Origin of the sequence: Virgibacillus sp. LDC1 (genome assembly GCF_025792345.1) — a bacterium.
Classification (GTDB): Bacteria; Bacillota; Bacilli; order Paenibacillales; family Paenibacillaceae; genus Paenibacillus_AQ; species Paenibacillus_AQ lautus.
This window is the reverse complement of the sequence record NZ_JAOXLZ010000006.1, coordinates 438810-460219: the sequence shown is the minus strand read 5'-3', so window position 1 is coordinate 460219 and position 21410 is coordinate 438810. Positions and strand designations below refer to the sequence as shown.

Annotated in this window: 20 protein-coding genes; 5 read left to right on the top strand and 15 right to left on the bottom strand. The window is 52.3% G+C overall.

All coding sequences use genetic code 11. The annotated features are described in order from the left end of the window. Nucleotides 1-552 precede the first annotated feature (552 nt). Nucleotides 553-903 carry a DUF3243 domain-containing protein gene (locus OHJ21_RS29920; RefSeq protein WP_076323927.1) on the bottom strand — a complete coding sequence of 117 codons (351 nt, stop codon included), beginning with the start codon at nucleotides 901-903 and terminating at the stop codon, nucleotides 553-555. Between the two features lie 95 nt (nucleotides 904-998). Further along, on the bottom strand, nucleotides 999-2630 hold the full coding sequence (locus OHJ21_RS29915; RefSeq protein ID WP_100541354.1) for a DEAD/DEAH box helicase: 1632 nt from the start codon (nucleotides 2628-2630) through the stop codon (nucleotides 999-1001). Nucleotides 2631-2824: 194 nt separating this feature from the next. Here OHJ21_RS29915 and OHJ21_RS29910 point away from each other — a divergent pair, with 194 nt between their 5' ends. Next, the gene (locus OHJ21_RS29910; RefSeq protein WP_100541007.1) at nucleotides 2825-3394 is read left to right on the top strand and encodes a hypothetical protein; all 570 of its coding nucleotides are present in this window, start codon (nucleotides 2825-2827) and stop codon (nucleotides 3392-3394) included. Here the strand turns inward: OHJ21_RS29910 and OHJ21_RS29905 are convergent. The 12 genes from OHJ21_RS29905 to OHJ21_RS29850 all read right to left on the bottom strand — a co-directional run bounded on the left by OHJ21_RS29905 (nucleotide 3391) and on the right by OHJ21_RS29850 (nucleotide 16086). Further along, nucleotides 3391-5061 (bottom strand): ABC1 kinase family protein, encoded by a 1671-nt coding sequence (locus OHJ21_RS29905; protein WP_100541008.1) that lies wholly within the window; start codon nucleotides 5059-5061, stop codon nucleotides 3391-3393. The two genes, OHJ21_RS29910 and OHJ21_RS29905, sit on opposite strands and share 4 nt — an antisense overlap. Then, nucleotides 5062-5379, bottom strand: coding sequence for a phasin family protein (locus OHJ21_RS29900; protein WP_076323924.1), 318 nt, complete (start codon nucleotides 5377-5379; stop codon nucleotides 5062-5064). A 274-nt stretch (nucleotides 5380-5653) separates the two neighbouring features. Then, entirely contained in the window at nucleotides 5654-6295 is a 642-nt protein-coding gene (locus OHJ21_RS29895; RefSeq protein WP_100541355.1) for a PepSY domain-containing protein, read from the bottom strand. 124 nt (nucleotides 6296-6419) lie between these two features. Next, nucleotides 6420-7046: a PepSY domain-containing protein gene (locus tag OHJ21_RS29890; protein ID WP_100541009.1), complete on the bottom strand. Its 627-nt coding sequence runs from the start codon at nucleotides 7044-7046 to the stop codon at nucleotides 6420-6422. A gap of 89 nt (nucleotides 7047-7135) precedes the next feature. Continuing rightward, nucleotides 7136-8488 (bottom strand): sensor histidine kinase, encoded by a 1353-nt coding sequence (locus tag OHJ21_RS29885; RefSeq protein ID WP_486022012.1) that lies wholly within the window; start codon nucleotides 8486-8488, stop codon nucleotides 7136-7138. After that, entirely contained in the window at nucleotides 8485-9183 is a 699-nt protein-coding gene (locus OHJ21_RS29880; protein WP_127594376.1) for a response regulator transcription factor, read from the bottom strand. The genes OHJ21_RS29885 and OHJ21_RS29880 overlap by 4 nt, the downstream gene beginning before the upstream one ends. A 35-nt stretch (nucleotides 9184-9218) precedes the next feature. Continuing rightward, nucleotides 9219-9857 (bottom strand): ThuA domain-containing protein, encoded by a 639-nt coding sequence (locus OHJ21_RS29875; RefSeq protein ID WP_100541012.1) that lies wholly within the window; start codon nucleotides 9855-9857, stop codon nucleotides 9219-9221. A 110-nt stretch (nucleotides 9858-9967) separates the two neighbouring features. Continuing rightward, complete coding sequence (locus tag OHJ21_RS29870; protein ID WP_100541013.1) at nucleotides 9968-10783, bottom strand: uroporphyrinogen-III synthase; 816 nt, start codon at nucleotides 10781-10783, stop codon at nucleotides 9968-9970. A 232-nt stretch (nucleotides 10784-11015) separates the two neighbouring features. Further along, nucleotides 11016-12998, bottom strand: coding sequence for a methyl-accepting chemotaxis protein (locus OHJ21_RS29865; RefSeq protein ID WP_486022009.1), 1983 nt, complete (start codon nucleotides 12996-12998; stop codon nucleotides 11016-11018). A 248-nt stretch (nucleotides 12999-13246) separates the two neighbouring features. After that, a complete protein-coding gene (locus tag OHJ21_RS29860; protein ID WP_486022007.1) occupies nucleotides 13247-14707 on the bottom strand; it encodes a catalase in 1461 nt (486 codons plus the stop codon). A 189-nt stretch (nucleotides 14708-14896) separates the two neighbouring features. Next, a complete protein-coding gene (locus OHJ21_RS29855) occupies nucleotides 14897-15715 on the bottom strand; it encodes a winged helix family transcriptional regulator (RefSeq protein ID WP_100541016.1) in 819 nt (272 codons plus the stop codon). Beyond that, the gene (locus tag OHJ21_RS29850; protein ID WP_009590342.1) at nucleotides 15691-16086 is read right to left on the bottom strand and encodes a Fur family transcriptional regulator; all 396 of its coding nucleotides are present in this window, start codon (nucleotides 16084-16086) and stop codon (nucleotides 15691-15693) included. Before OHJ21_RS29850 ends, OHJ21_RS29855 begins: the two co-directional genes overlap by 25 nt. A gap of 201 nt (nucleotides 16087-16287) precedes the next feature. Here OHJ21_RS29850 and OHJ21_RS29845 point away from each other — a divergent pair, with 201 nt between their 5' ends. The 4 genes from OHJ21_RS29845 (at nucleotide 16288) to OHJ21_RS29830 (ending at nucleotide 20427) form a co-directional block, all read left to right on the top strand. Then, the gene (locus OHJ21_RS29845; RefSeq protein WP_100541017.1) at nucleotides 16288-17292 is read left to right on the top strand and encodes a D-alanyl-D-alanine carboxypeptidase family protein; all 1005 of its coding nucleotides are present in this window, start codon (nucleotides 16288-16290) and stop codon (nucleotides 17290-17292) included. Nucleotides 17293-17414: 122 nt separating this feature from the next. Continuing rightward, nucleotides 17415-18110, top strand: a complete 696-nt coding sequence (locus tag OHJ21_RS29840) for a response regulator transcription factor (protein ID WP_100541018.1) — start codon at nucleotides 17415-17417, stop codon at nucleotides 18108-18110. Beyond that, on the top strand, nucleotides 18103-19200 hold the full coding sequence (locus tag OHJ21_RS29835) for a sensor histidine kinase (RefSeq protein WP_486022004.1): 1098 nt from the start codon (nucleotides 18103-18105) through the stop codon (nucleotides 19198-19200). Before OHJ21_RS29840 ends, OHJ21_RS29835 begins: the two co-directional genes overlap by 8 nt. 114 nt (nucleotides 19201-19314) lie before the next feature. Continuing rightward, nucleotides 19315-20427, top strand: coding sequence for a diguanylate cyclase (locus OHJ21_RS29830; RefSeq protein ID WP_100541020.1), 1113 nt, complete (start codon nucleotides 19315-19317; stop codon nucleotides 20425-20427). Here OHJ21_RS29830 and OHJ21_RS29825 read toward each other — a convergent pair. Next, nucleotides 20424-21374, bottom strand: coding sequence for an aldo/keto reductase family protein (locus OHJ21_RS29825; RefSeq protein WP_100541021.1), 951 nt, complete (start codon nucleotides 21372-21374; stop codon nucleotides 20424-20426). The two genes, OHJ21_RS29830 and OHJ21_RS29825, sit on opposite strands and share 4 nt — an antisense overlap. Nucleotides 21375-21410: the final 36 nt, after the last annotated feature.

Genomic DNA, 21410 nt, shown 5'->3' with positions numbered 1-21410 from the left:
GGTAATCGTAAGTCTTGCCGAGTGATGGAGCAGCGTCCTGCGTTCACTCGAAGTCTAACGGACTCAGGAGACCTTATTTCGCAGAAAATGGGTTTTGGAGCGAAACGAACGGACAGGAGATCCGTTATTCATCTGAAAAGGCGATATTTGGGCTGCTTCCAGGCTAAATAACGGCTGTGGTGTCCGTTGAACGATAAATGGACCCCCTAACAGGGAAATAACGTATCTGATGTCCGTTAGCTTCGGCGTTCGGCGGGGTTCTGGTCATCGTCATAGCCATTTCGTTGCACATAGATACCACTTCGTTGCACCTAGAATACCATTTCGTTGCACATAGATACCATTTCATTGCTCCTAGATTCCATTTCGTTGCATCTGGATTCCGAGGACGGGCGCGCACAAGCCGATCTAGATTGCATGTATATTATGTATAGAAATTTATATCCATCCCTACATCCTTACATCCTTATAAGTATGTTAATTACTACTCTTAAACCCAAAAATCCTTCCGCGGCAGGTCGGCCGGGAAGGATTTCCATCTCACGCTTTGCCTTATGGAGCCGTACGTTTCTGAGCCAGCTTCACAAGCAGATGAGCCAACTGATGCTGCTCCGCTTGGGTTCCAACCTTCCATAACTCCTGCAGAAGTTTCTCTTCGGAATTGCGGGGCTCCTCGTTTGCAGCCAAATAGCCAGCTACCTTCTCTGCTGCCTGCGCCAGCTGCTCTTCATTCAACCCAATGCTCTCGGCAAGCTGAATTCGCTTGTTCAAATAGGATTGGAAGGCATCAAAATCGGCCAGGATTCTCTCCTTCTCCCCATCATCAATCCGGTCCATTGCGTCACTGACCTTACTCACATCCAGCTCACCGTTCTTGTTCACTACATGATTATGTTCAGACATGGTAACGCCTCCTTGTCATTGACTGGGTAACGCTCTCTACTTAAACGGGATCTTCCGGCTTGAAACAGATGCTTTCCAAAAATCTCCTATACCTGCTAGCGGCTGCGGCCACCGCGCCGGCCACCACTCTGGCCTCTTGCACCGCGGCCTTCGGAAGATCGTGTACCGCCTTGTCCACCGCGACTGCCGTGATTCCCCCGACCCTCGGTTCTGGACTGTCCACGGCTGCTGCTGCCGCGTGTTCCGGCCTGTGACTGTCCACGGCCTTCGCCTGCACGCCCGCCGTCACGACTGCCGCTGCTGCGACCTCCAGCCGACGATGGTCCGCGTCCCTCGCCTGGACGGCCGTCACGGCTTCCCGTCCGTCCGGATCCACGCTCATCTCTGCGTGACGATCCGGCTCTTCCTCTACCCTGCTCGCTACCGCGGCTCCGCCCGGAACCCGTACCGCGATCTGCCCGGCTTCTGCCTTGACCACGTTCTTGATCAGATTCAAGCGAAGAGACGTTTCTTGCTTTTCCCGGTCTGCCCGTATCCCTGCCTGAGCCGCCGGTGCTTTCCCGAAGGCCTCCAGCACTGGAATCATAGCGCACGCGCTTCAAGCGAAGGGAGATTCCTTCCTCGATACGCTGTAGATCGTTAAGATCCTTACCGGCAGCGAACGTGATCGCCATTCCGTTCCCACCGGCCCGTCCGGTCCGTCCGATACGATGAATGTAACTATCAACATCATGAGGCATATCGTAGTTAAAGACATGGGTCACGCCTTCGACGTCAAGCCCTCTCGCGGCAACGTCCGTTGCCACCAGCAGCTGCAGCTTAGCTTCCCGGAATCGCTTCATTACCGCTTCCCGTTTTGCCTGGGACAGGTCCCCGTGCAGCTCGTCCGATTGATACCCATGGGCCAGCAGCGCCTCATTCAGAGTAGTTGCTCTGCGTTTCGTCCGGCAGAAGATAATCCCGAGAAAAGGGTTATGTTCCTCGATCATCGCTCGCAGGGCATCCTGCTTGGAGCGGTCCGTACACTCGACCACAACCTGCTGGATCTGCTCCAGCGGGATTGGGGAAGCCCCTTTGATGACGATATCGACAGGTTCATTCATATAATTGCCGGCAAGCTGCTTCACACCGGCAGGCATCGTGGCCGAGAAGAGCATCGTCTGGCGCCGATACGGAAGCGCGTGGATCAGTGCTTCGACCTCATCCAGAAAGCCCATGTGCAGCATCTGGTCGGCTTCATCCAGCACCAGCTGCTTCACGCCGCCCAGCTCAAGCGTGCCCCGGCGTAAATGATCCAGCAATCGGCCCGGTGTACCGATGATCAAATGCCGTCCGCCTTCGAGCTTTCGCAGCTGTTTCTCCACGTCCTGACCACCATAGACCGCCAGGATTTTGATCCCGTCCGGCTCTCCGGCTGTCAGCTTCTTGGCTTCTTCCGTAATCTGCAATGCCAATTCCCGCGTCGGCGCAATAATGAGCGCCTGCGGATACGCCCGCTTGGGATCGATATGCTGCAGAATCGGCAGCATGAACGCCAGCGTTTTACCTGTGCCGGTCTTTGCCCGGGCGATAACGTCCTTTCCTTGCAGCAGCAGCGGGATACTCTCTTGTTGTACCGGAGTCGGCACGGCAATCCCCTGCTCCTTCAGTTTCCGTACTCTTTGTTCGTCAATGCCCAGTTGTTGAAAGTTCGGCAAACGTTCCACCTCATTTAAATTATTTAGCATCTGTTGCGTCAAATCGATTGGATATAGCAAACCAACAAACTTACATAATAAGTCCGACAAAATGTCATTCGATTTCGTTCTAAGAAGAACGAACGTTTTCGTTGTATTTCTTTTCAACTGACAAAAGTCCCTGACTTTGGTAATGTCAATGATATAGATATCCAGTTTGCACCAGCGAAGGAGGTGTCCCCGATATGCATACCCTACAGATCATCCTGTCAGCACTTATCCTGATGATCCTGTTCGGCCTTATCAATCTGATGATGAATTATATTTCAAGACGCGACGGGGAGCCTATCGTCCCCTTCCGGAAGAAGCTGTGGCTTATCCCGCTGTTGTCGGCCTTTATCATTATACCGTTAGAGCTCTTTGCGATGTTATATGCAAGGTGGTTTCCCATGTCTGATCCATCAGGATCAGGTGAAATCCTGGCTTACGACGTTCAAGGCGCATGGCTCGGTTTCTCGCTCACGCTCCTGATTGGGCTCCTGATCTTCGAAGGTATCATTCATCCCTTGGTTATCGCCCTGCTAAGGCTGCTGCTTCGCAAGGATACCTCCATCTATATCAAACAGGCGGTTACAGTTGTAACCGACACGGTTCTGCTGTACATAGCGTCTCTGATTGTGCCCGGCATTCCTGTCGGCGGCTGGAAGCAAGCGCTTCTCATTGCCGTATTCTTTCACCTCATAGAATGGATCCTCATCGGAGTCCAGACCTGGGTACAGCAGCGCAAGCGGGCAAGAGGTGAGTCTACCGGCTAGAACCTGCCGGATTTGAAAATGGCATACAGCAGCCATGCAACCATGAGCAGGGCTACGATGAATCCGACTTCAATCACCGGGAAGCTCCATATCATCATCGGCTCCCGGCTGAGCGACGAACCGATAATCAGTCCCACCATGATGATGCTGAAAGCCAGAAGCACGATGCTGAAAGACAGCCGGTTACTGATCTGATCCATCTTGCGCATCAGCGTTTGCAGTTCTGGAACGCTGATCTCCACCCGCAGTTTCCCTTTGCTGATCAGAGCCGACAGCTGCCTGGCTTGTCCAGGCAGATCAAGCAAACTCTCGGCAAGCCCTGTTACCCCATCCAGCACCTTCCGGCTGATCCGGCGTGTATTATACCGCTTCTTCAGAAGCTTCCGTCCAAAAGGCTCCGCCATATCGATAATGCTCAGACTCGGGTCCAGCATCTCGATGACCCCTTCCAGGGTCAGCAATGATTTGCCTAGCAGCGTCATGTCCGGCGGCAGCATAATCCGGTGGCGCTGGGCAACGGCAAACAGATCGGTCAATGCTTTGCCGATGCGCACTTGAGCGAATGGCACGTCATAATACTCTCCCCGCAGACGGTCCATATCCGACCGCAGCGAATCCATATCGCAATCGTCCGGGATCAATCCCATTCTGGAAATCGCCCGGATCATCCCTTCCGAATTCCGCCGCATCAATGCAATAATGAGTCCGGACAGATGATCCTTCATATCTTCGCTGAGGTGACCCACCAGCCCGAAATCCAGAAAGACCAGCGTGCCGTCCTCCCTGACAAGCAAATTTCCCGGATGAGGGTCGGCATGAAAGAATCCCTCAATAAAGATCTGCTGCAGCATCCCATCGATCAAATGCTCGGCGATCGCCTTCAGATCATGTCCCTTGTCCACGATCTCCTGCCTCCGGCTTAAGGTGAGGCCATCGACATACTCCATCATCAGCACTTTGGATGACGTGTACTCCCAATAAATCAGCGGAACGCGGATAAATTCATGCTCCGGCATCTGGGAGGCAATCTTCTCTGCGTTTCGGGCTTCATGGCTGTAATCCAGCTCCGCCATCATCGCTCTGGCAAATTCGTCAACGATCCGGTCCACACGGTACTGCTTCACCCAGTCCCAGTGACGCTCAGCAATCGAGATTAAATCCCGCAATATCTCCAAGTCACGACCGATCATTCGGGCTACCCCAGGCCGCTGAACCTTGATCGCTACATGCTCTCCGGACTTGAGCTTCCCAGCATGGACCTGCCCGATCGAAGCGGCGGCCAACGGTTTATCTTCAAACTCACTCAACACTTCGTCGATCGGCATACCCCACTCTTGCTCAATCAGCTCCCTTGCACTCGCGGAAGAAAAAGGAGGCACCCGCTCCTGCAGCTTCACCAATTCCTGGATAATGTGGTCTGGCAGCAGATCCGATCTTGTACTCGCCAACTGTCCAAGCTTCACAAAGGCGGGGCCAAGATCCTCAAGCACTCGCCGAATGCGTTCCCCTAATGTAATCGTCTCCGGCTGTTCCCTGGAACTCCAGCGGACAGGCAGCGACAGAACATGGAACAGTCCCATCTCCTCCACCATATAGCCAAAGCCATGACGCATGAGCGCCATGGCGATTTCCCGGTAACGTCCGGCATGTCGGATTCGGACCGCCATCTATTCCTGCCGCGATCCTTCCAGTTCTACAACCTTCTTCTCCAGAGTAGCAATGCGCTGTTCCAGGCTGGCGACATCACTCTCTTTGGGAACATCCAGATCGGACAACACGCGCTGCACCTGCTCATAAATATATGTCTTGATCTGGGATTGCTCCTCTTCGCCGCGTTCGACAAGACGGTTCACCAGCGCTTTGGATTCCGCAGGAGCAAGCTCCCCGCGTTTGACCAGATCATCCACGATTTTCTCTACTTTTTCCTTGCTGACCACGGTAAGGCCCAATCCTAACGAGATGGCTTTCTTAAAAAGATCACTCATATATATCCCTCCCGGTCGTTGTCTGGTTCCATTATAACCTTTAACGCTGGTAAAAACATCTATCCTTGGACTTGCTTTCATAAGTATAGAGAAGCTCCCCTATCAATTTCCCCTGATTTCACATGAAATATGAGGGCAATCCGGAATCGGATAACAAGAAATTGCATTCCATCCATGCTTGTTATGTAAAATACAATGCAAAAAGCGAACAGGCGGGGAGAAAGTGATCCCGCCTGTTCGCTTATGATGCTATGCCATGCAGATGAAGAATGGCTTAGTCGTCATCCCCATCATGATCGTCTTGATCATCATGATCCCAATCATGATGGTCATCATCGTCATCATCATGGTCGTCGTATTTCTCAAACTCTGCCTTGATCACTTTCCCGCTGACCGCATGGACCTCAACATCGGATGATCCGTTTGCTGTCTTCACTTCGACGTCGTACACCCATCTGCCGTCATCTTGGTCCAGATCCACTTCCACAGCCGTCCCGCTCTTAACGTGTTTAACGGCAATAGCGGAGGCCTTGCCGGCACCGATCAGATTGCCTGGAAGGTTGTCACGATCATCATCGTCATCATCCCGGTCTACTCTTACGCCAAGGGATTTGCCTGTGTAGGCATCAATCCATACATCGACATCCCGGTTATTCTGCTGAATCTCCACATCGTAGACCAGCTTGCCCTTTTTGCGGTCGATATCCATGCTCTCCACTTTGCCGTTGGCAGCAGCCAGTGCCAATTGTTCGGCTTTTTCCATACCGATCAGCTGCTGCTGTTGCTTGGCCGCTCCCTGGGTTCCTGCTGCAGCTGTCTGTCCTGCTCCTGCCGCCTGTACGGCGTTATAGCCGTATACTCCACTTGCCGCGATAGCTACGGACAGTGCGCCTGCCCACCATATTTTCTTCTTCATCATCTTAGGCCTCCTCAATATTCTCTCCTGTTGATCTCTACAAACCCAATATACCCTCTCAACATGAGAGCTTTCGGAGAGAAAGATTAGAAAACGATGAGAAAACACGAACAAGACCTCTCATCTATTCATCGTCGTCCTCATCATCCCAAGTCACCGTCATGATCTTACCGGTAATCGCATGGACTTGAATGGTCGCTTCACGGCCGTCTTCCCGCTCAATCTCCACCAGGTAGTAACGGCTGCTCTTACTCTCGCGATATTCCACGTCTTCTACCGTTCCCGGTACCTTCTCTAAAGAAAGCTTGATCGCATACTCTTTGGTAATCATCGTTGCAGGCGGTTCCGAAGTTCCGCTTTCGCCATCGGTTGTTCCCTTCTCGCCATTCTCATTGGGCTTCGTGGGAGGCGTGCTCGGATCGTCAGTCGGCTCCTTGGTTTCGCCCGGCTCCGGCTCTGGCTTCACTGGCGCTTTGTCCAGCGGTTTGATGGACACGATATCCCCTTGACGGGCATCTACCGTCATTTCATACCTCCCGGAATCGGATTGCAGCTCCATCCGGTACATCTCACCTTCCAGCGTTGCCTTTGTAATCTCACCATCCGGATATTGTTTCAATACTCCACTAACGGCTTCCTCCTGCGACATCGCCTCCGTCGAACGGTTAAACGGACTCCATACCGCATTCACGATGATCATAACGGCGACCACGATGATGACACCCAGCAGCACACTCACTTTCTTACGCATTGAATCACCTCGCAAACACATTCTGTCTTTACCGTCAGTATAGCGCAGCATGGTTAGAATTCGATGAGAAAACAGTGGGCTGCTGCAGTTTATTTCGATTCTTTAAGCCGAATGGTGGCCGTTGTGCCCACGCCGGGCAGGCTGTCCAGCTCCAGATCAGCAGAGATGGCCTCTGCGATATCCTTCGCCAAGGACAAACCAAGGCCAGCGCCCCCGCCCCGGCGGGTACGAGCCTCATCCACCCGGTAGAAACGGTCGAAGACGTGCTCCAGCTCATCTTTGGCAATGCCGATTCCGCGGTCGATGACCCGAATATAAACCTCCGATGGCTTCCTGCCTACCTGGATGACGATATGTTCGTCACTGTATTTGCGCGCATTATCCAGCAGAATGAACAAAAGCTGCTTGAGCCTGCGGCTGTCCGTCCAGCCGAGAACCCCGCCATCGGCTTCGACCTCCACCGTGCGGTTATAAGCATCGCGAAATGCGCGTGCGGAAGACTCCGATAATGCCACGAGATCCACCTGCTCCAGTTCGACCTGCCATTGATCCTGATTGCGTGCTTGCAGCAGCAGCTGCTCCGTCATCTCCTTCATCCGGATCGCTTCCGAATGGATCGCTTCGACGGACTCCATGAATAGCTCCGGCCGGTCCAGACCCCGCCGCTTTAACAGACTTGCGTAGCTCTCGATGATGGTGAGCGGTGTCTTTAACTCATGGGAAGCATTGGACACGAATTGCTCCTGCCTCGCATGATTGCTCTCCAGCAGCGTGATCATGTCGTTGAACGCAGCCCCCATCTCTACCAGCTCATCCTTGGATTTTTCCTTCAGCTCGATTCGCCGGAATCGTCCGCTCTGCCGAATCTCCCGCATTGTACGGATTAAAGCCGTAATCGGCTGCACAATTAAACGCCCCAATATCCGCGTCGAAATGATGACCGGAACTAAAGCGATTGCGGTTACGGCGACCAGCACGATTCGCAGCACCTGCAGCGTCTCCATCGTGGCGGCAAGACTGCGGGAAATTTGGATGTTGTATACAGCCCCGTCGCTCCAAATGACCGGCAGTGAAACAAGCACATAACGCATTCCTTCATATAGGATCTGCTTTACCTGCTTATTCGTGTTATAAGGAAGCTTAAGCTCATCCATATCCTCACCGGAGGAGGTTACGTAAGGAGACTTCGCCTTGCTGTCAGCCGGGACGAATTGAATCTTTCCGTCAGCCGGGACATAACTTCGCAGCAGATCGTCAATGGGAATGGTCGCAGCAGAATGCGCGATACTTTTGACAATGCTTCCCGCCTCGGCTTCCGCTTGCTCCAGCTGGCTGTCCACCGTCATTTTGCTAAACACATAGTATACGGATAAGTTCATGACAATCAGAATGGCCGCCATCAGCACCGACGAATAGAGGTGGATTTTACTGCTCAGCTTCATGGGGTCTCTTTCAGCACGTAGCCGACACCGCGGACGGTGTGAATGAGCTCCGATGTGCTGTCATGATCGATTTTCTTGCGGACGTAACGTATATATACATCGACGACGTTGGTATCGCCGTAATAATCGTATCCCCATACGGCAGCGAGAATCTGCTCGCGGTTCAACACCTGCCGTTTGTTCTTCAGCAAATAGACAAGCAAATCAAATTCACGAGGCGTCAGATCGATCCTTCTGCCATCGCGAATGACTTCCCGCGTACCTTCGTTCAATTTCAAATCCGCTGCCGTAAGCCATTCTCCTGCCGCCGGCTCTTCCGGATCCTGCTTCCCCTGGAGCCGCAGCGCAGCACGAATCCGTGCCAGCAGCTCTTCGATCTGAAACGGCTTCGTGATGTAATCATTGGCTCCAAGATCAAGCCCCGATACTTTATCCTCAACGGAACTCTTGGCTGTCAGCAGCAGCACGGCTGTATGGGAATCATGGGCACGGATCCGCCGCAGCAGCTCAATTCCGCTCAAACCGGGGAGCATGACATCCAGCAGAATTAAATCCACGTCCTGACTGCGGTATGCCTCGAGCGCATCCAGCCCGTTATCCGCCTTGGTGACCTGATAGCCTTCACTCTCCAGCTCGATTTCAAGCAAACGGGATATTTTCGCTTCATCCTCAACAATTAGTATCTTCCCGCTCACGCGCGTCCCTCCTACCGATCATTTCGAAATGGCTGTTAACCCGGAACTCGCGCAGCCCACTTGGCCGCTTGCGTAATCATCAAACGCAGCTGGGGCTGGAGAAAGGACGGCTCGTGGTGACCCGGCATCAAGAAAACCACGCGTCCGATGCCATACGTATGGCACCAGGCGGCAGGCCACTGCTTACCTTCGTATTCATAATGCAGCAGCACCGTTTTTTCCGTAAACGGACTGAATATGAACCGGTAAGGCTCCTCATCCAGCACAAAAGGCTCCACGCCTTCCGTAATATCGTGTTCGGTCTCTCCCGGAACGAAATACAGCTTCTCCATGGGCGGGTGTCCGTCAAAACGGGCACCGATCAGCTGCGCCAGCTCATAACGATTGGCCAGCGTAACGCCGTTATGGATCACGAGCAAGCCGCCGCCTCCGCTTACATAGGACAGCAGACCTGCGGTCTGCCGTGGCGAGACTCGCTCGTCCCATAGGTCGCTGTAGGCGATGCAGAGTTCGTAAGGGTAGAGATTGCTTTCATGCAGCATTTTATGATTTTCCGTGCACTGCACGGTGAACATGTCGTTCAGCAGGTGTGTCACTTGTTTATCAATGCCTTGCAGCGGATGAAACTTCGGGTGGGTGTAGCTGCCAAGCAGCAATGCCTTTCTTTTATCCATCGGTCATCCTCCTATTTACTACTCAATATTTCACATGATCCTTAGGAACATGCATGAAGAAGCTGGTCTGGAATGAAATCTCCCCAACTTCATTACGTTATATCATGACATTATTCTTGATTTTGAGCAAAGTAGCGGCCAAGCGCCACCATCATGCTGCCCATTCGCTCTTCCTCGGGAACCACCATGCGTTCAATGCCTTCCTCGCGAAGCCCCTGAGCCGTAACCTTGCCGACAGCCGCTGCCAGGACAGGCCCGCGGAACGCCTCAAGCACAGCCTCCAGCTTGCCATGGGCACGTGCATAATCCGCAAGGAAACGAAACTGGGGCGCGCTTGTAAAAGCAACCGCGTCAACCTTGCCGCCAACAATTTCGTCAACGAGTTGCGAAACATCCTCCTCCAGCGGCTGAATGTGCTTATACGGCAGGATCTGCTCTACTATCGCCCCGCGACTCTCCAGCCACTCCACCAGCTTAGGGGCAGACTCGCCATGCAGCTGAAGAATGACACGTTTGCCCGACAAGTCATGCGGTTCCAAAGACCGGATCAGCCCCGACGTACTGCCGTCATCATCTCTGACGATCGGTGCCAGCCCGCGTTTTTTCAGCGCATTTGCCGTTTTGTACCCTCTTGCCGCAATCGAGGTGCTCTGCAGCGTTTCATTCAATGTATCCAAAAGGCCCATCTGTTCGGCCGTATCATAAATGGCCTCCAGGCCGATTCCCGTTGTAAAAATCGCCCACGGCGCAGGTGCTTTGAGCCAAGCTTCGATCGAACGGCGCAGTACTTCATCATCCAAAAATACGGTTCCCTGGGCCGGACGAAGCAGCGCAGTGCCTCCCATCTTCTCCACCAGCTTGGCCATGTCTGCCGCCTTGCGCGGACCAGCCAAAGCGACGATCCGATCTTTCATATGCTGTGCCATGTTATATGCCCCACTCTCATCATTTCTAGCTTGTTCATCGTTAATCTTACAGCTTCTAGCAGTTGACTCCAGTATAAAGGCCCGGCTCCTATAGATAAAGCCACTTTGGTCTTATTCTTCAAAAAGCCCCCCTTTCCTGCCACAAACCAAAAAGCAGCAAAGGAATATAAGTTCCTTTGCTGCTTCAACATGAAATATCAGGGCATACTGCACGCCATTGAATCTATTAAATCTAAATCTTAAAGCGTGTCACCATCTCCTGCAGTTCTTCGGCTAACCGGCTTAAATCTGCAGCAGACGCGCTCACTTCTTCCATGGAAGCCAGCTGTTCCTGAGAGGCTGCCGATATCGTCTGGGTCTGACTTGACGTTTGCTCCGACACCCCGCGGATATCCTCAACGGACTTTTTCGTGGAAGACGTATCTTGAGCCAATGCCTTAGCCGCCTTCGAAGTGGATCTTACCTGGTCGGACACCGTATTCACGGCCTTTTTGATCCGGGAGAAGGAGCGACCGGTCAGGTCCGCTGCATCAACGCCGTCCGACACCTTCTGCCTGGCGGCTTCCGTCACCTCGATGGTTCGTTCCACTTCTGCCAGTATCCCTGTAATCAGCCCCGATATGTAATCTGCCGAGCTTTCCGACCTTTGGGCAAGCTTGCGGATTTCCGCGGCTACAACCGCAAATCCTTTCCCCTGCTCCCCGGCTCTCGCAGCTTCGATAGAGGCATTCAGCGACAATAGACTCGTCTCCTTAGCAATGTCGGTAATGGCCGAGGCGATACCGCCGATCTCCTCAGTCCGCTCAGACAGCTGATGGATAACACCATTCAGATCGTTCATCGCATGATCGATATCCTGCATCGTCGCTGCTGCGGTAATCACCGTCTTGTTCCCTTCCTGGGCCAATTCCTCCGTCTGGTTCATGGCCGCTGTAACCTTCTCCAATACATCCGCAATATCGTCCGCATGCCGGGATACCTGAAGGATGCGCTTCAGAATCTCCTCCGCAGCGTTCAACTGGCGTTCGCTGCCGGCCGCAACCTCCTGAATGGAAGACGTGACATGCTCGACAGCGCTTATATTTTGTAGGGCGCTTGCGGACAATTGCTCGGAAGATGCGGAAACATTCTCCGTCATGGACTTGACCCCGTGAACCATGTCCCTGAGACTATCCACCATCTGCTGGAAGTGATCGGCCAGCTCTCCAATCTCATCACGCTTGAAGCCATTCAAACGAAGCGTCAGATCCCCCCCGCTAATGACTTCGGTCGCTTGGCGCATACGACGGATCGGTTTGATCACAGAGCTTACATTCCAAGTCACCAGGATTAAGGCGGCTAGCAGCGAAACGCTCATGACCACCATCAGCGTATGGCGGATGCCACTAACAGAGTCGTCGACTTCCTTAACGTACATGGTCCCGGCAATTTTCCAGCCGGTTCGTTCATTCGTAATGTAATTCAATTGTTTCTCGATACCGTTATGGACATAGTCAAAATGACCAGTCGGCTCCTCATACAGCTTGGAGATCCAGGTTTCTTCAGCCAACGCGTCCGTCCCCGCATCATAATCGGGGTGAAACAGATATTTGTGATTTTGATCCAGCACCATCGTATAGCCTTCTTTACCTACCTGCACTTCGACCAGGCTCCGGATGCTATGGAGGTTGAGATCAATGCCCACGACGCCTTTGCCATCAGGCAGCGTCTGGGATATCGTTACAACAATCAGTGAGCCTGCGTTCGATGCATAGGGGGCAGTAATAATCGGTTGGCCTGATGCATTCATTGCGTCTTGGAACCATCCGGTTTGTCTAGGATCATAGTCCGCCGGCAGCTTATCCCCCGATGCCTTGATAATTCCGCCCTGGTCTGTACCGATAAATACGTCCACTGTATCCGGATGTAGTCCCAAGTACTGCTTCAGTGCATTGATGGTTGACCCCGCTTGGGCTTCAAGTTCCTTGTCGATTTCCGCGGACTTCATCGTTGTACTTAAATAATTCAGATCATCGAACTTCGATTGCAGCGTGTGATTAATGATCTCATTCGCCGTATCGACGCTCTGCGATGCACTGCGCAGAATTTCATCCTCGACAGTTCCCTTGGCGTCACGATAGGTGATAATACCGATGGCGCAGCTGGGCACAAGAAGCACGAGGAGGAATGTGAGGATCAGGTTTCTTCTAATACGATTAGCTCTTTTTTTCTTCATGGGTTTCTTTCCTTTCTAAACTGCAGTGACTCTCGCCTGTCTTCTATAAAAATACTCCCTTCAACTTATCGGCATCTCTTGAACCATTCATTATGTAGTGCGTATAGGTAATTAATTCCATAAAAAGAGGGGCGCCCTTGTTAAAAAGGCACCCCTCTTGGCGGCGATCAGAGATCACCGTCTATATAAAGGCCATCCATCCTGCACAGCGGAAACAAAGATGGCTGGCTCTTATAGTTCTGATTACGTTACTTCGACTGATTGGAAGGTATGAATCCACTCAGGTCTACACCAAGCCCGGCAGCGAGTCTTGCGCCATATTCGGCGTCGGCACGGTAGAAATTGCATACGGCACGGAGCTGAATATCAGATTTGACCTGGCTCAGGTCGTCAACCAGATTGCGGAGCAGATGATCCTTCTCTTGCTCCGTAAACGAACGGTACAATTCCCCGGCTTGGGTGAAATCATCCGTTTTCTCGATGCGCTGGCGAACGACATGACCGGTCAGCGGAGCTTCGCTCTCATTAACGGACGGATCTTCCACAGGGCCCGTTGTATAGCTGTTCGGCTCATAGTTCACCGGCGACGGATCTTGATTCACATTCATCAAACCATCACGTTGATGATTACGCACAGGAGCATATGGACAGTTGATCGGGATCTGCAAATAATTGGCTCCCAGTCGATGACGCTGCGTATCCGGGTAAGAGAATAGCCGGCCTTGCAGCAATTTATCCTCGGACGGCTCAATCCCTGGTACCAATGCACTTGGGGAGAAAGCGACCTGCTCAACCTCTGCAAAGAAGTTCTGCGGGTTGCGATTCAAAGTCATGGTGCCGACCGTCACGAACGGGAAGCGATCCTCCGGCCAGGTCTTTGTAGGATCCAGCGGATCAAAGGATAACTCATCCATCTCCTCCGGGGACATCAGCTGCACCTGCAGCCGCCATTTCGGGAAATTCCCGTTTGCGATGTGCTCACGAAGATCACGGGTGGCGTGATTAAAATCCTTGCCCTGAACTTCGACTACTTCGTCTGCATTCAGCGTATTCACGCCCTGTGCGGATTCCCACTTATATTTGATGTAGGTTACTTTGCCTTCGCTATTCACCCACTTGAAGGCGTGGACGCTGAAGCCATCCAACTCCCGATAGTTCGCTGGTGTGCCATGATCGGAGAACACCCAGGTCATCATATGCGTGGATTCCGGAGACAGCGTCATGAAGTCCCAGTACCGGCCGGGCTCCTGAATGTTGGTCTCCGGCGAAGGTTTCAAGGAATGCACCATATCAGGGAATTTGATAGCATCCCGAATAAAGAAGACCGGAATATGGTTCCCTACAATGTCATAGTTGCCCTCCTCCGTATAGAACTTCACGGCAAATCCGCGCGGGTCGCGTGCCGTTTCGGGTGAGCCTGTTCCGTGAATCACCGTGGAGAAGCGAACAAACACAGGCGTTTCCTGACCGATTTCCTGCAGAAAGGCCGCTTTCGTATAAGGCTTCATGTCATTCTCCACAACAAATGTGCCGTGTGCACCTGCCCCGCGGGCATGAACGACGCGCTCCGGAATCCGTTCACGGTCGAAATGGGCGATTTTCTCGATCAGATGATAATCCTCAAGCAGCGTCGGTCCGCGGCGCCCTGCCGTTTTGGAATTTTGGTTATCTCCAACTGGAGCCCCTTGATTGGTTGTCATTCTATCCATATATGAACCCTCCATCATTTCTATAATTGATTTTAGACTGAATCTAAATTTATGAATTGATTGTATCATTGGAGAATCCATTGGATCATGATTGTCGCATGAGTGTTATATGACCCTTCTATGATCGTTATATGAAGTTCGGATGAATCCATTTTTGAGTTCGTGAATGGACAAAAAAAAGGAGGGGGATTAGTCCGCCAGGCGGTATCCCACTCCTCTAACCGTTGCAATGTATCGCGGGGCTCCCGCGTTGTCGCTCAGCTTTTTACGCAAGCTTTTGATATGGACGTCAACCACATTGCTGCCGCCCATAAAATCTGTATCCCAAATTTTGCACATCAGGTCCTCACGCGTGCATACGGCTCCTTCGCTGTCCAGCAGGAGCATCAGCAAATGATACTCTGTCTTGGTCAAATGAATAGGCGTGCTGCCCCGGTGGATGGTCATTTTATCCCGATCAATGGATAAATCTTTATAGACGAGGCCACGCATGACCTCTTCCCCACCCGACAATCCGGCAGCCGGAGAGAACAATCGAATGGTTCGCTGCACCTGATACATCATCGTATCTTTGGAACGGGCCGGCCATACCATAAGCTCTTCATTCAACAGGCTGGAGCCCGCTTTGCTCATGAGCTCCTCGCCAACCAGGTACAAGATCGGAATCGAGGAATGTTCCGGCAGCAGCAGCTCCTTCTCCTTATTGAACGCCGCCATGTTCCGGCAGCCCGTCATATCGGCGATAATCAGTCCCGTGTTCAGGGCTGACTGCAGACGCGGTTCCCATTTACGGAACATCATCACCTCGAAGCAGTTCTCCGTCAAGGTCATGAACATTTCGTTCACCCGTCCCGGGGAACGGCTGATCAATGCAGCCCGCAGCGTTGTGGGACAAGCATCCCCGATTGCCATCGGCGACTCCGGACGAACATACAGATTGCCGGATTGGAAATCCGGAAACGCATAGACCTTTCCCAGTTCCGTCATTTCTTCCGTTTGATTTGACATTCTGGACACACCCCCCCGAATACGACGTGAGCATGATGGATAACGTAGTTGGTTTCACCGGCTACCGTAGCAGCCCAATCCTCTGGCACCTCCGTCATGACCTCGTCCACTTTCCCGCAAACTTCACAAATAATATGTTGATGCTCGTCAGTACGGGCATCGTACCGACTCGCGCTCTCGCCCAGCTTCAATTCTCGGATCAGCTGCTTATCCGTCAAATAACGCAGGGAATTATAAACCGTCCCGTACGCCAAATTATAACCTTTCTCCACCAGTCGGTTCATGATATCCGCAGCAGTCGGATGATCATGCGATTCCCGAAGGACATCGTACACCGCTTGGCGTTGTGTCGTCAGATTTAAAGATTTCAAGGTATTCACCCTTTTAATTTATTTTTAGATCAAGTATAAATCCTATTCTCTCCAAGGTCAACAACCCGTGCCGAAATCGCTGCTGGTAATCTTTAAGATTTCTTTAGATTCAATTAAAAATTCCTTTAGCTTGTTTGGCTAGAATTAGAACATACATACACGATGAATTGTATAATCCGCCAAAGGAGGCGATCGAGCGCCATGGATTCCATAGCCAAGCATCCCCGTCAATTTCCGTCATCCCCTGATTTATCCCGGAAGCAAACCGGCACGCTTCGAACCAAACGAATACGCCGCAAGGGGCACGCACGTTTAAGTCTGCTCCTACTACTGTTTGTCGCCATTCTGTTGGTTGTGTTCATCGCAAGGATATTTATTCCGCCTCCCATCAAAGCCAGTTCGGCCATCCTGATTCATGCGGATACCGGCCGCGTGCTCTATGCGATGCATGCCGATCTCCCCTTACCTCCCGCGAGCATGTCCAAAATGATGACAGAGCTGCTGGTGCTGGACGCCGTCCAATCCGGGCAGCATGCTTGGGAAGAGAACGTACCGGTCAGCCGCTATGCGGCAGAGGTGCCCGGTTCAGGCATCGGTATGCATGAAGGCGAACGTTACACGCTGAAGCAGCTGTTCGAAGCACTCATTATCCATTCGGCCAATGATGCGGCCGTAGCTATTGCGGAGCATCTCAGCGGGTCGGAGGCCCGGTTCGCGGAGACCATGAATGAACGAGCGAAGGAAATCGGCCTTTCGGACCGCACCGTATTCGCCAATGCATCCGGTTTGCCTGCCGCTGACCTTCTTCCCTTTGCCGAAGCGGCCTCCGACGGCGATACCGTCATGACGGCCAGGGATTCAGCCATGCTGGCCAGATGGCTGGTCAACAAACATCCGGATCTGCTCGAGGTAACCAGCCAGCGCGATTTGCCTGTTCCGCAGAAGAAGCTTTCCCTGCATACCACCAATCTCATGCTACCCGGCGAACCGCATTCTTACGAAGGTAATGACGGATTTAAGACCGGATACACCCGCTCTGCCGGTTATTGCTTTACCGGGACTGCGTCGCGTGGCGGAAACCGGCTGATTTCCGTCGTGATGGGGACCGGGAATGCCGATCAGCGGTTTACGGAAACTCGGAAACTGATGGATTACGGATTTGAACGTCAAGGTATTCTTTCGAATCTCCTATCCGGCCTTTTTTAATCATCGTCATCATAGAACTCACGATTTTGAAGGCCAAGCTGCACTTTATGGGCTCCATTTAGGGTACACTGTTCGTAAGGAATGATCATTTCCAATGGGCGGATTTACTGGAGGATAATTTAATGAGAAGTATATTAATCGTAGATGATGATAAGGAAATTTCCGGGCTGATCTCCATCTATCTGGAGAATGAGGGTTACCGTGTGATCCAAGCCCATGACGGGGAGGAAGCACTGCTGGCCATGACCACCAATAACGGGACGGTGGATCTCGTAATCCTGGACGTCATGATGCCTAAGCTGAACGGGATTGACACCTGTCGCAGAATCCGGGAAACCTCGTCCATACCCATCCTGATGCTGAGCGCCAAGAGTGAGGACATGGATAAAATACTGGGGCTGATGACCGGCGCGGATGATTATATGATTAAACCGTTCAATCCGCTGGAGCTGACGACGCGCGTCAAAACACTGCTGCGACGCTCCACTCTGTACAATGCCGAACTGCATCGGGAGGACAGCGAGCGGATCGAGATTGATGGGCTCGACATAAACCGGACAACGCATGAAGTAACGGCCAATGGCAAAGCAATCTCTCTGACGGCAAGAGAATTCGAGATTCTGTATTTGCTTGCCCGCCAGCCGGGGAGAATCTTTAGCGCCGAGGATATCTTCCAGCAGGTCTGGAAGGAGAAATATTACGTATCCAATAATACAGTCATGGTTCACATCAGCAACCTGCGGGACAAGCTCGAGAGGGAGCTGGGTTATAAGCTCATTCAAACGGTATGGGGCGTCGGGTACAAAATCCATGCGTAAGCTGCAGTGGAAGATCATTACACTGTTCTTTGCCAGCGGAGCCCTGACCTTGGCCATACTGTTCATCGCGCAGCAGATCTTCCGATTGATCGGCCGGGAATACTGGAAGGAGCCCTGGGTAAACACCCTTTTCAGAGTTGATCGTACGTTGGAGGATTTCTTCGGTTTCCCCATCATCCCGACGATCATCGGCATCGTGCTGTTTATCTGTATGGTGCTCCTCCTGAGTCAAGGCACCATTCGTCAAATCAATCAGTTAATGGAGGGTACAAAGCGTTTGGCGAAGGGCGAATTGGATCAAGAGATTATCGTTAGCTCCAATGACGAACTGGGCCTGATGGCAACGCAAATCAATCAAATGGCCAAGCAGCTCAAGCTATCGCTGGCGGAGGAACGCATGGCCGTCCAGTCCAAGAACGAGCTTATCAGCAACGTATCGCATGATCTGCGGACCCCCCTCACCTCCATCATCGGGTACTTGCGACTGGTCAATGAAGACCATTACAAGGATGAGGTCGAGCTCCGGTATTATACCGATATCGCGTACGATAAGTCGCTGCGCCTAGGCGGACTCGTGAACGATTTGTTTGAATACACACGGATGGGATACTCCCCGATGAACCGGGTTGACATTAATTTGGTGGAGCTGCTCGCACAGTTGGCCGTAGACTTTTCACTAACCGGGCAGCAAGAAGGAGTTCAGGTCGTCTTCACACCTGAAACGGAGAAAATCATGATCTCCTCGGACGGGGATAAACTGATGCGCACCTTCGAGAATCTGCTGTCTAATGCGGTACGGCACGGACGGGAGGCCGGGCGGGTGGATTTGAAAGTATCTCAGGACCCGAAGTTTGCCATCGTACAGGTCATCAATTACGGTCCTCCGATCCCTCAGCACGCAATCCCCCATCTGTTCGAGCGGTTCTACCGGGCGGATGAATCGCGCACTGATCAAACCGGGGGCTCCGGGCTTGGCTTGGCTATCGTAAAAACCATCGTGGATGCCCATCACGGCACGATTCAAGTGACCAGTACTACGGAGCTGACGATGTTCGAGGTTCGTCTACCTTTAGAGGCGCCTGAGAATTAACAAAATAAAACATTTAATATTCGACATACAATTCCATTTTCCGATAAAATAGGGGGTGAATGTCTTCATCGCCTTGCCGCCCTTGCGCAAGGTACATGAAAGGAATGATCCCCCATGACCAATATACTTTTTACCAACTTTTGTATATTTGTGACTTTCTTATACTTATCCGGACTGCTGTCCAAAAAATATGTAGCAGGTGTTGTGACGCCGTCCATCCACGTTAAGATCAACGCCGGCCTCCTCTTTGGCATTTACGGGATCATCTTGATGTACTATTCTTTTCCGATTGACCCGCGGTTTTTTGCGGACTTGCGGCATCTAGCCATTGTCGTGATCGCCAGCTACTTAGGCTGGCTTCCCTCCCTGATTGCCGGCGTGCTGATTGCACTCGGGCGGCTGATCCTGTTCGGCATGTCAACTTCCTCTGCCATTGCGGGAGCCGGCATGCTGCTGATCGGCATCATCTGCGGGATGCTTTCTCGTATGCATTGGGAACGTTTAGGCAAAATGCTGCTCATGAGTATGTCGAGCATGCTGGTGCTCCTATGTATTATGTGGATGAATATCCCGGACCACCACAAGGTGTATACCGTCTTCACGCAGCACCTCATCATATCCATGCTCGCCACGGTGGTCATCTACATGCTGACCGAGTATATCAACACATCCAATCAACTATTTCTGCAGATGAAGAAAAATGCGGAGACGGATTACTTGACCAGTCTTCACAATCTGCGCCAGTTCGAGCAGCTGTTATCGGAACGTTTTCTCGAAGCCCAGCATTTCAGCGAACGGCTGGGTGTTCTTGTCGTGGACATCGATCATTTCAAAAAAATAAACGACACCTACGGCCATGCGGCCGGAGATGCCGTTTTGCAGCAGCTCAGCAAAGTGCTGAGGGAGCATTCCCGTTCTTTTGACGAAGTGTCCCGCAACGGCGGGGAAGAATTCTCGGTGCTGGTCCCGGAAGCGACCATCGACGAGACTGCCGCTATTGCAGAGCGAATTCGGGCGGCCGTAGCGGATCATATCTTTGTTTTGGAAGACGGAACCAAGATTCAGATCACGGTGTCGATCGGAGCTGCTGTGCACCCCGATACGATCCGGTCGAAAAATGCCAAGGAGCTGCTGCAACAAGCGGACCGCGAGCTGTACCGAGCCAAGGACAGCGGGCGTAACCGCGTATGCTCCGCCCCCGAGATCCATGATCTGATTCTTTCTTAATTCGGATCCGCCTTCAGTATTTCTTCAATGGCAGTCAGCGTATCCGGAGACAGCTTCATACCGGAGGCCTTCACATTCTCTTCCACTTGCTCCGGACGGCTGGCACCCACCAGCGCACTGGCTACATTGTTCTGACGCAGAATCCAGGCCAAGGCCAGTTGGCCGACGGTCATACCCAACTCGCTTGCAACGAGGCCCAGTGCCTGCACCTTCTGAATGCGGTCTTCACTCATTTTGAGCCGGTCGGCTCCAATCTTCGATGCGCGGCTGTTCTCCGGCACGGCTTGCTTGGAGGCGTACTTGCCAGTCAGAAGTCCTTGAGCAAGAGGAGAATAGACCACTTGACCAATGCCCTTCTTCTCGCCTAACGGGATAATTTCCTCTTCGATCTTGCGCTCGAACATGTTGTACAGCGGCTGATTCACCACGATGCGATCCAGCAAATAGCGATCCGCAACGGCCAGTGCCGCTTCCATCTGGGCAGCGGTCCACATACTGACTCCTATATAGAGCACCTTGCCTTGGCGGACAAGGTCATCCAGCGCCCGCAGCGTTTCCTCTAGCGGGGTTTCTTCATGATATCGATGACAGTAATAGATGTCGACGTAATCGGTACCCAGCCGCTTCAGACTCGCATCGCACTGCTCTCTAATATGTTTGCGGGAAAGTCCCTGATCATTGGGTCCGTCCCCCATCTTGCCGAATACCTTCGTGGCCAGGACATAGGATTCCCTTGGGAAGGCTCTTAAGGTTTCCCCGACAACCACTTCAGCCGCCCCCTGGGCATACACATTCGCCGTATCAAAAAAATTAACGCCGAGTCCATATGCGGTTTGAATCGATTTCACCGCATTCTCCCGTTCCACATATCCCCCGTACGTCAGCCAGCTCCCGAGACTGATATCGCTAACCTTCAATCCGCTACCGCCCACTCTTCTAAACTCCATATGTGAAACCTCCTTCATACAAGATAGATGCTTATT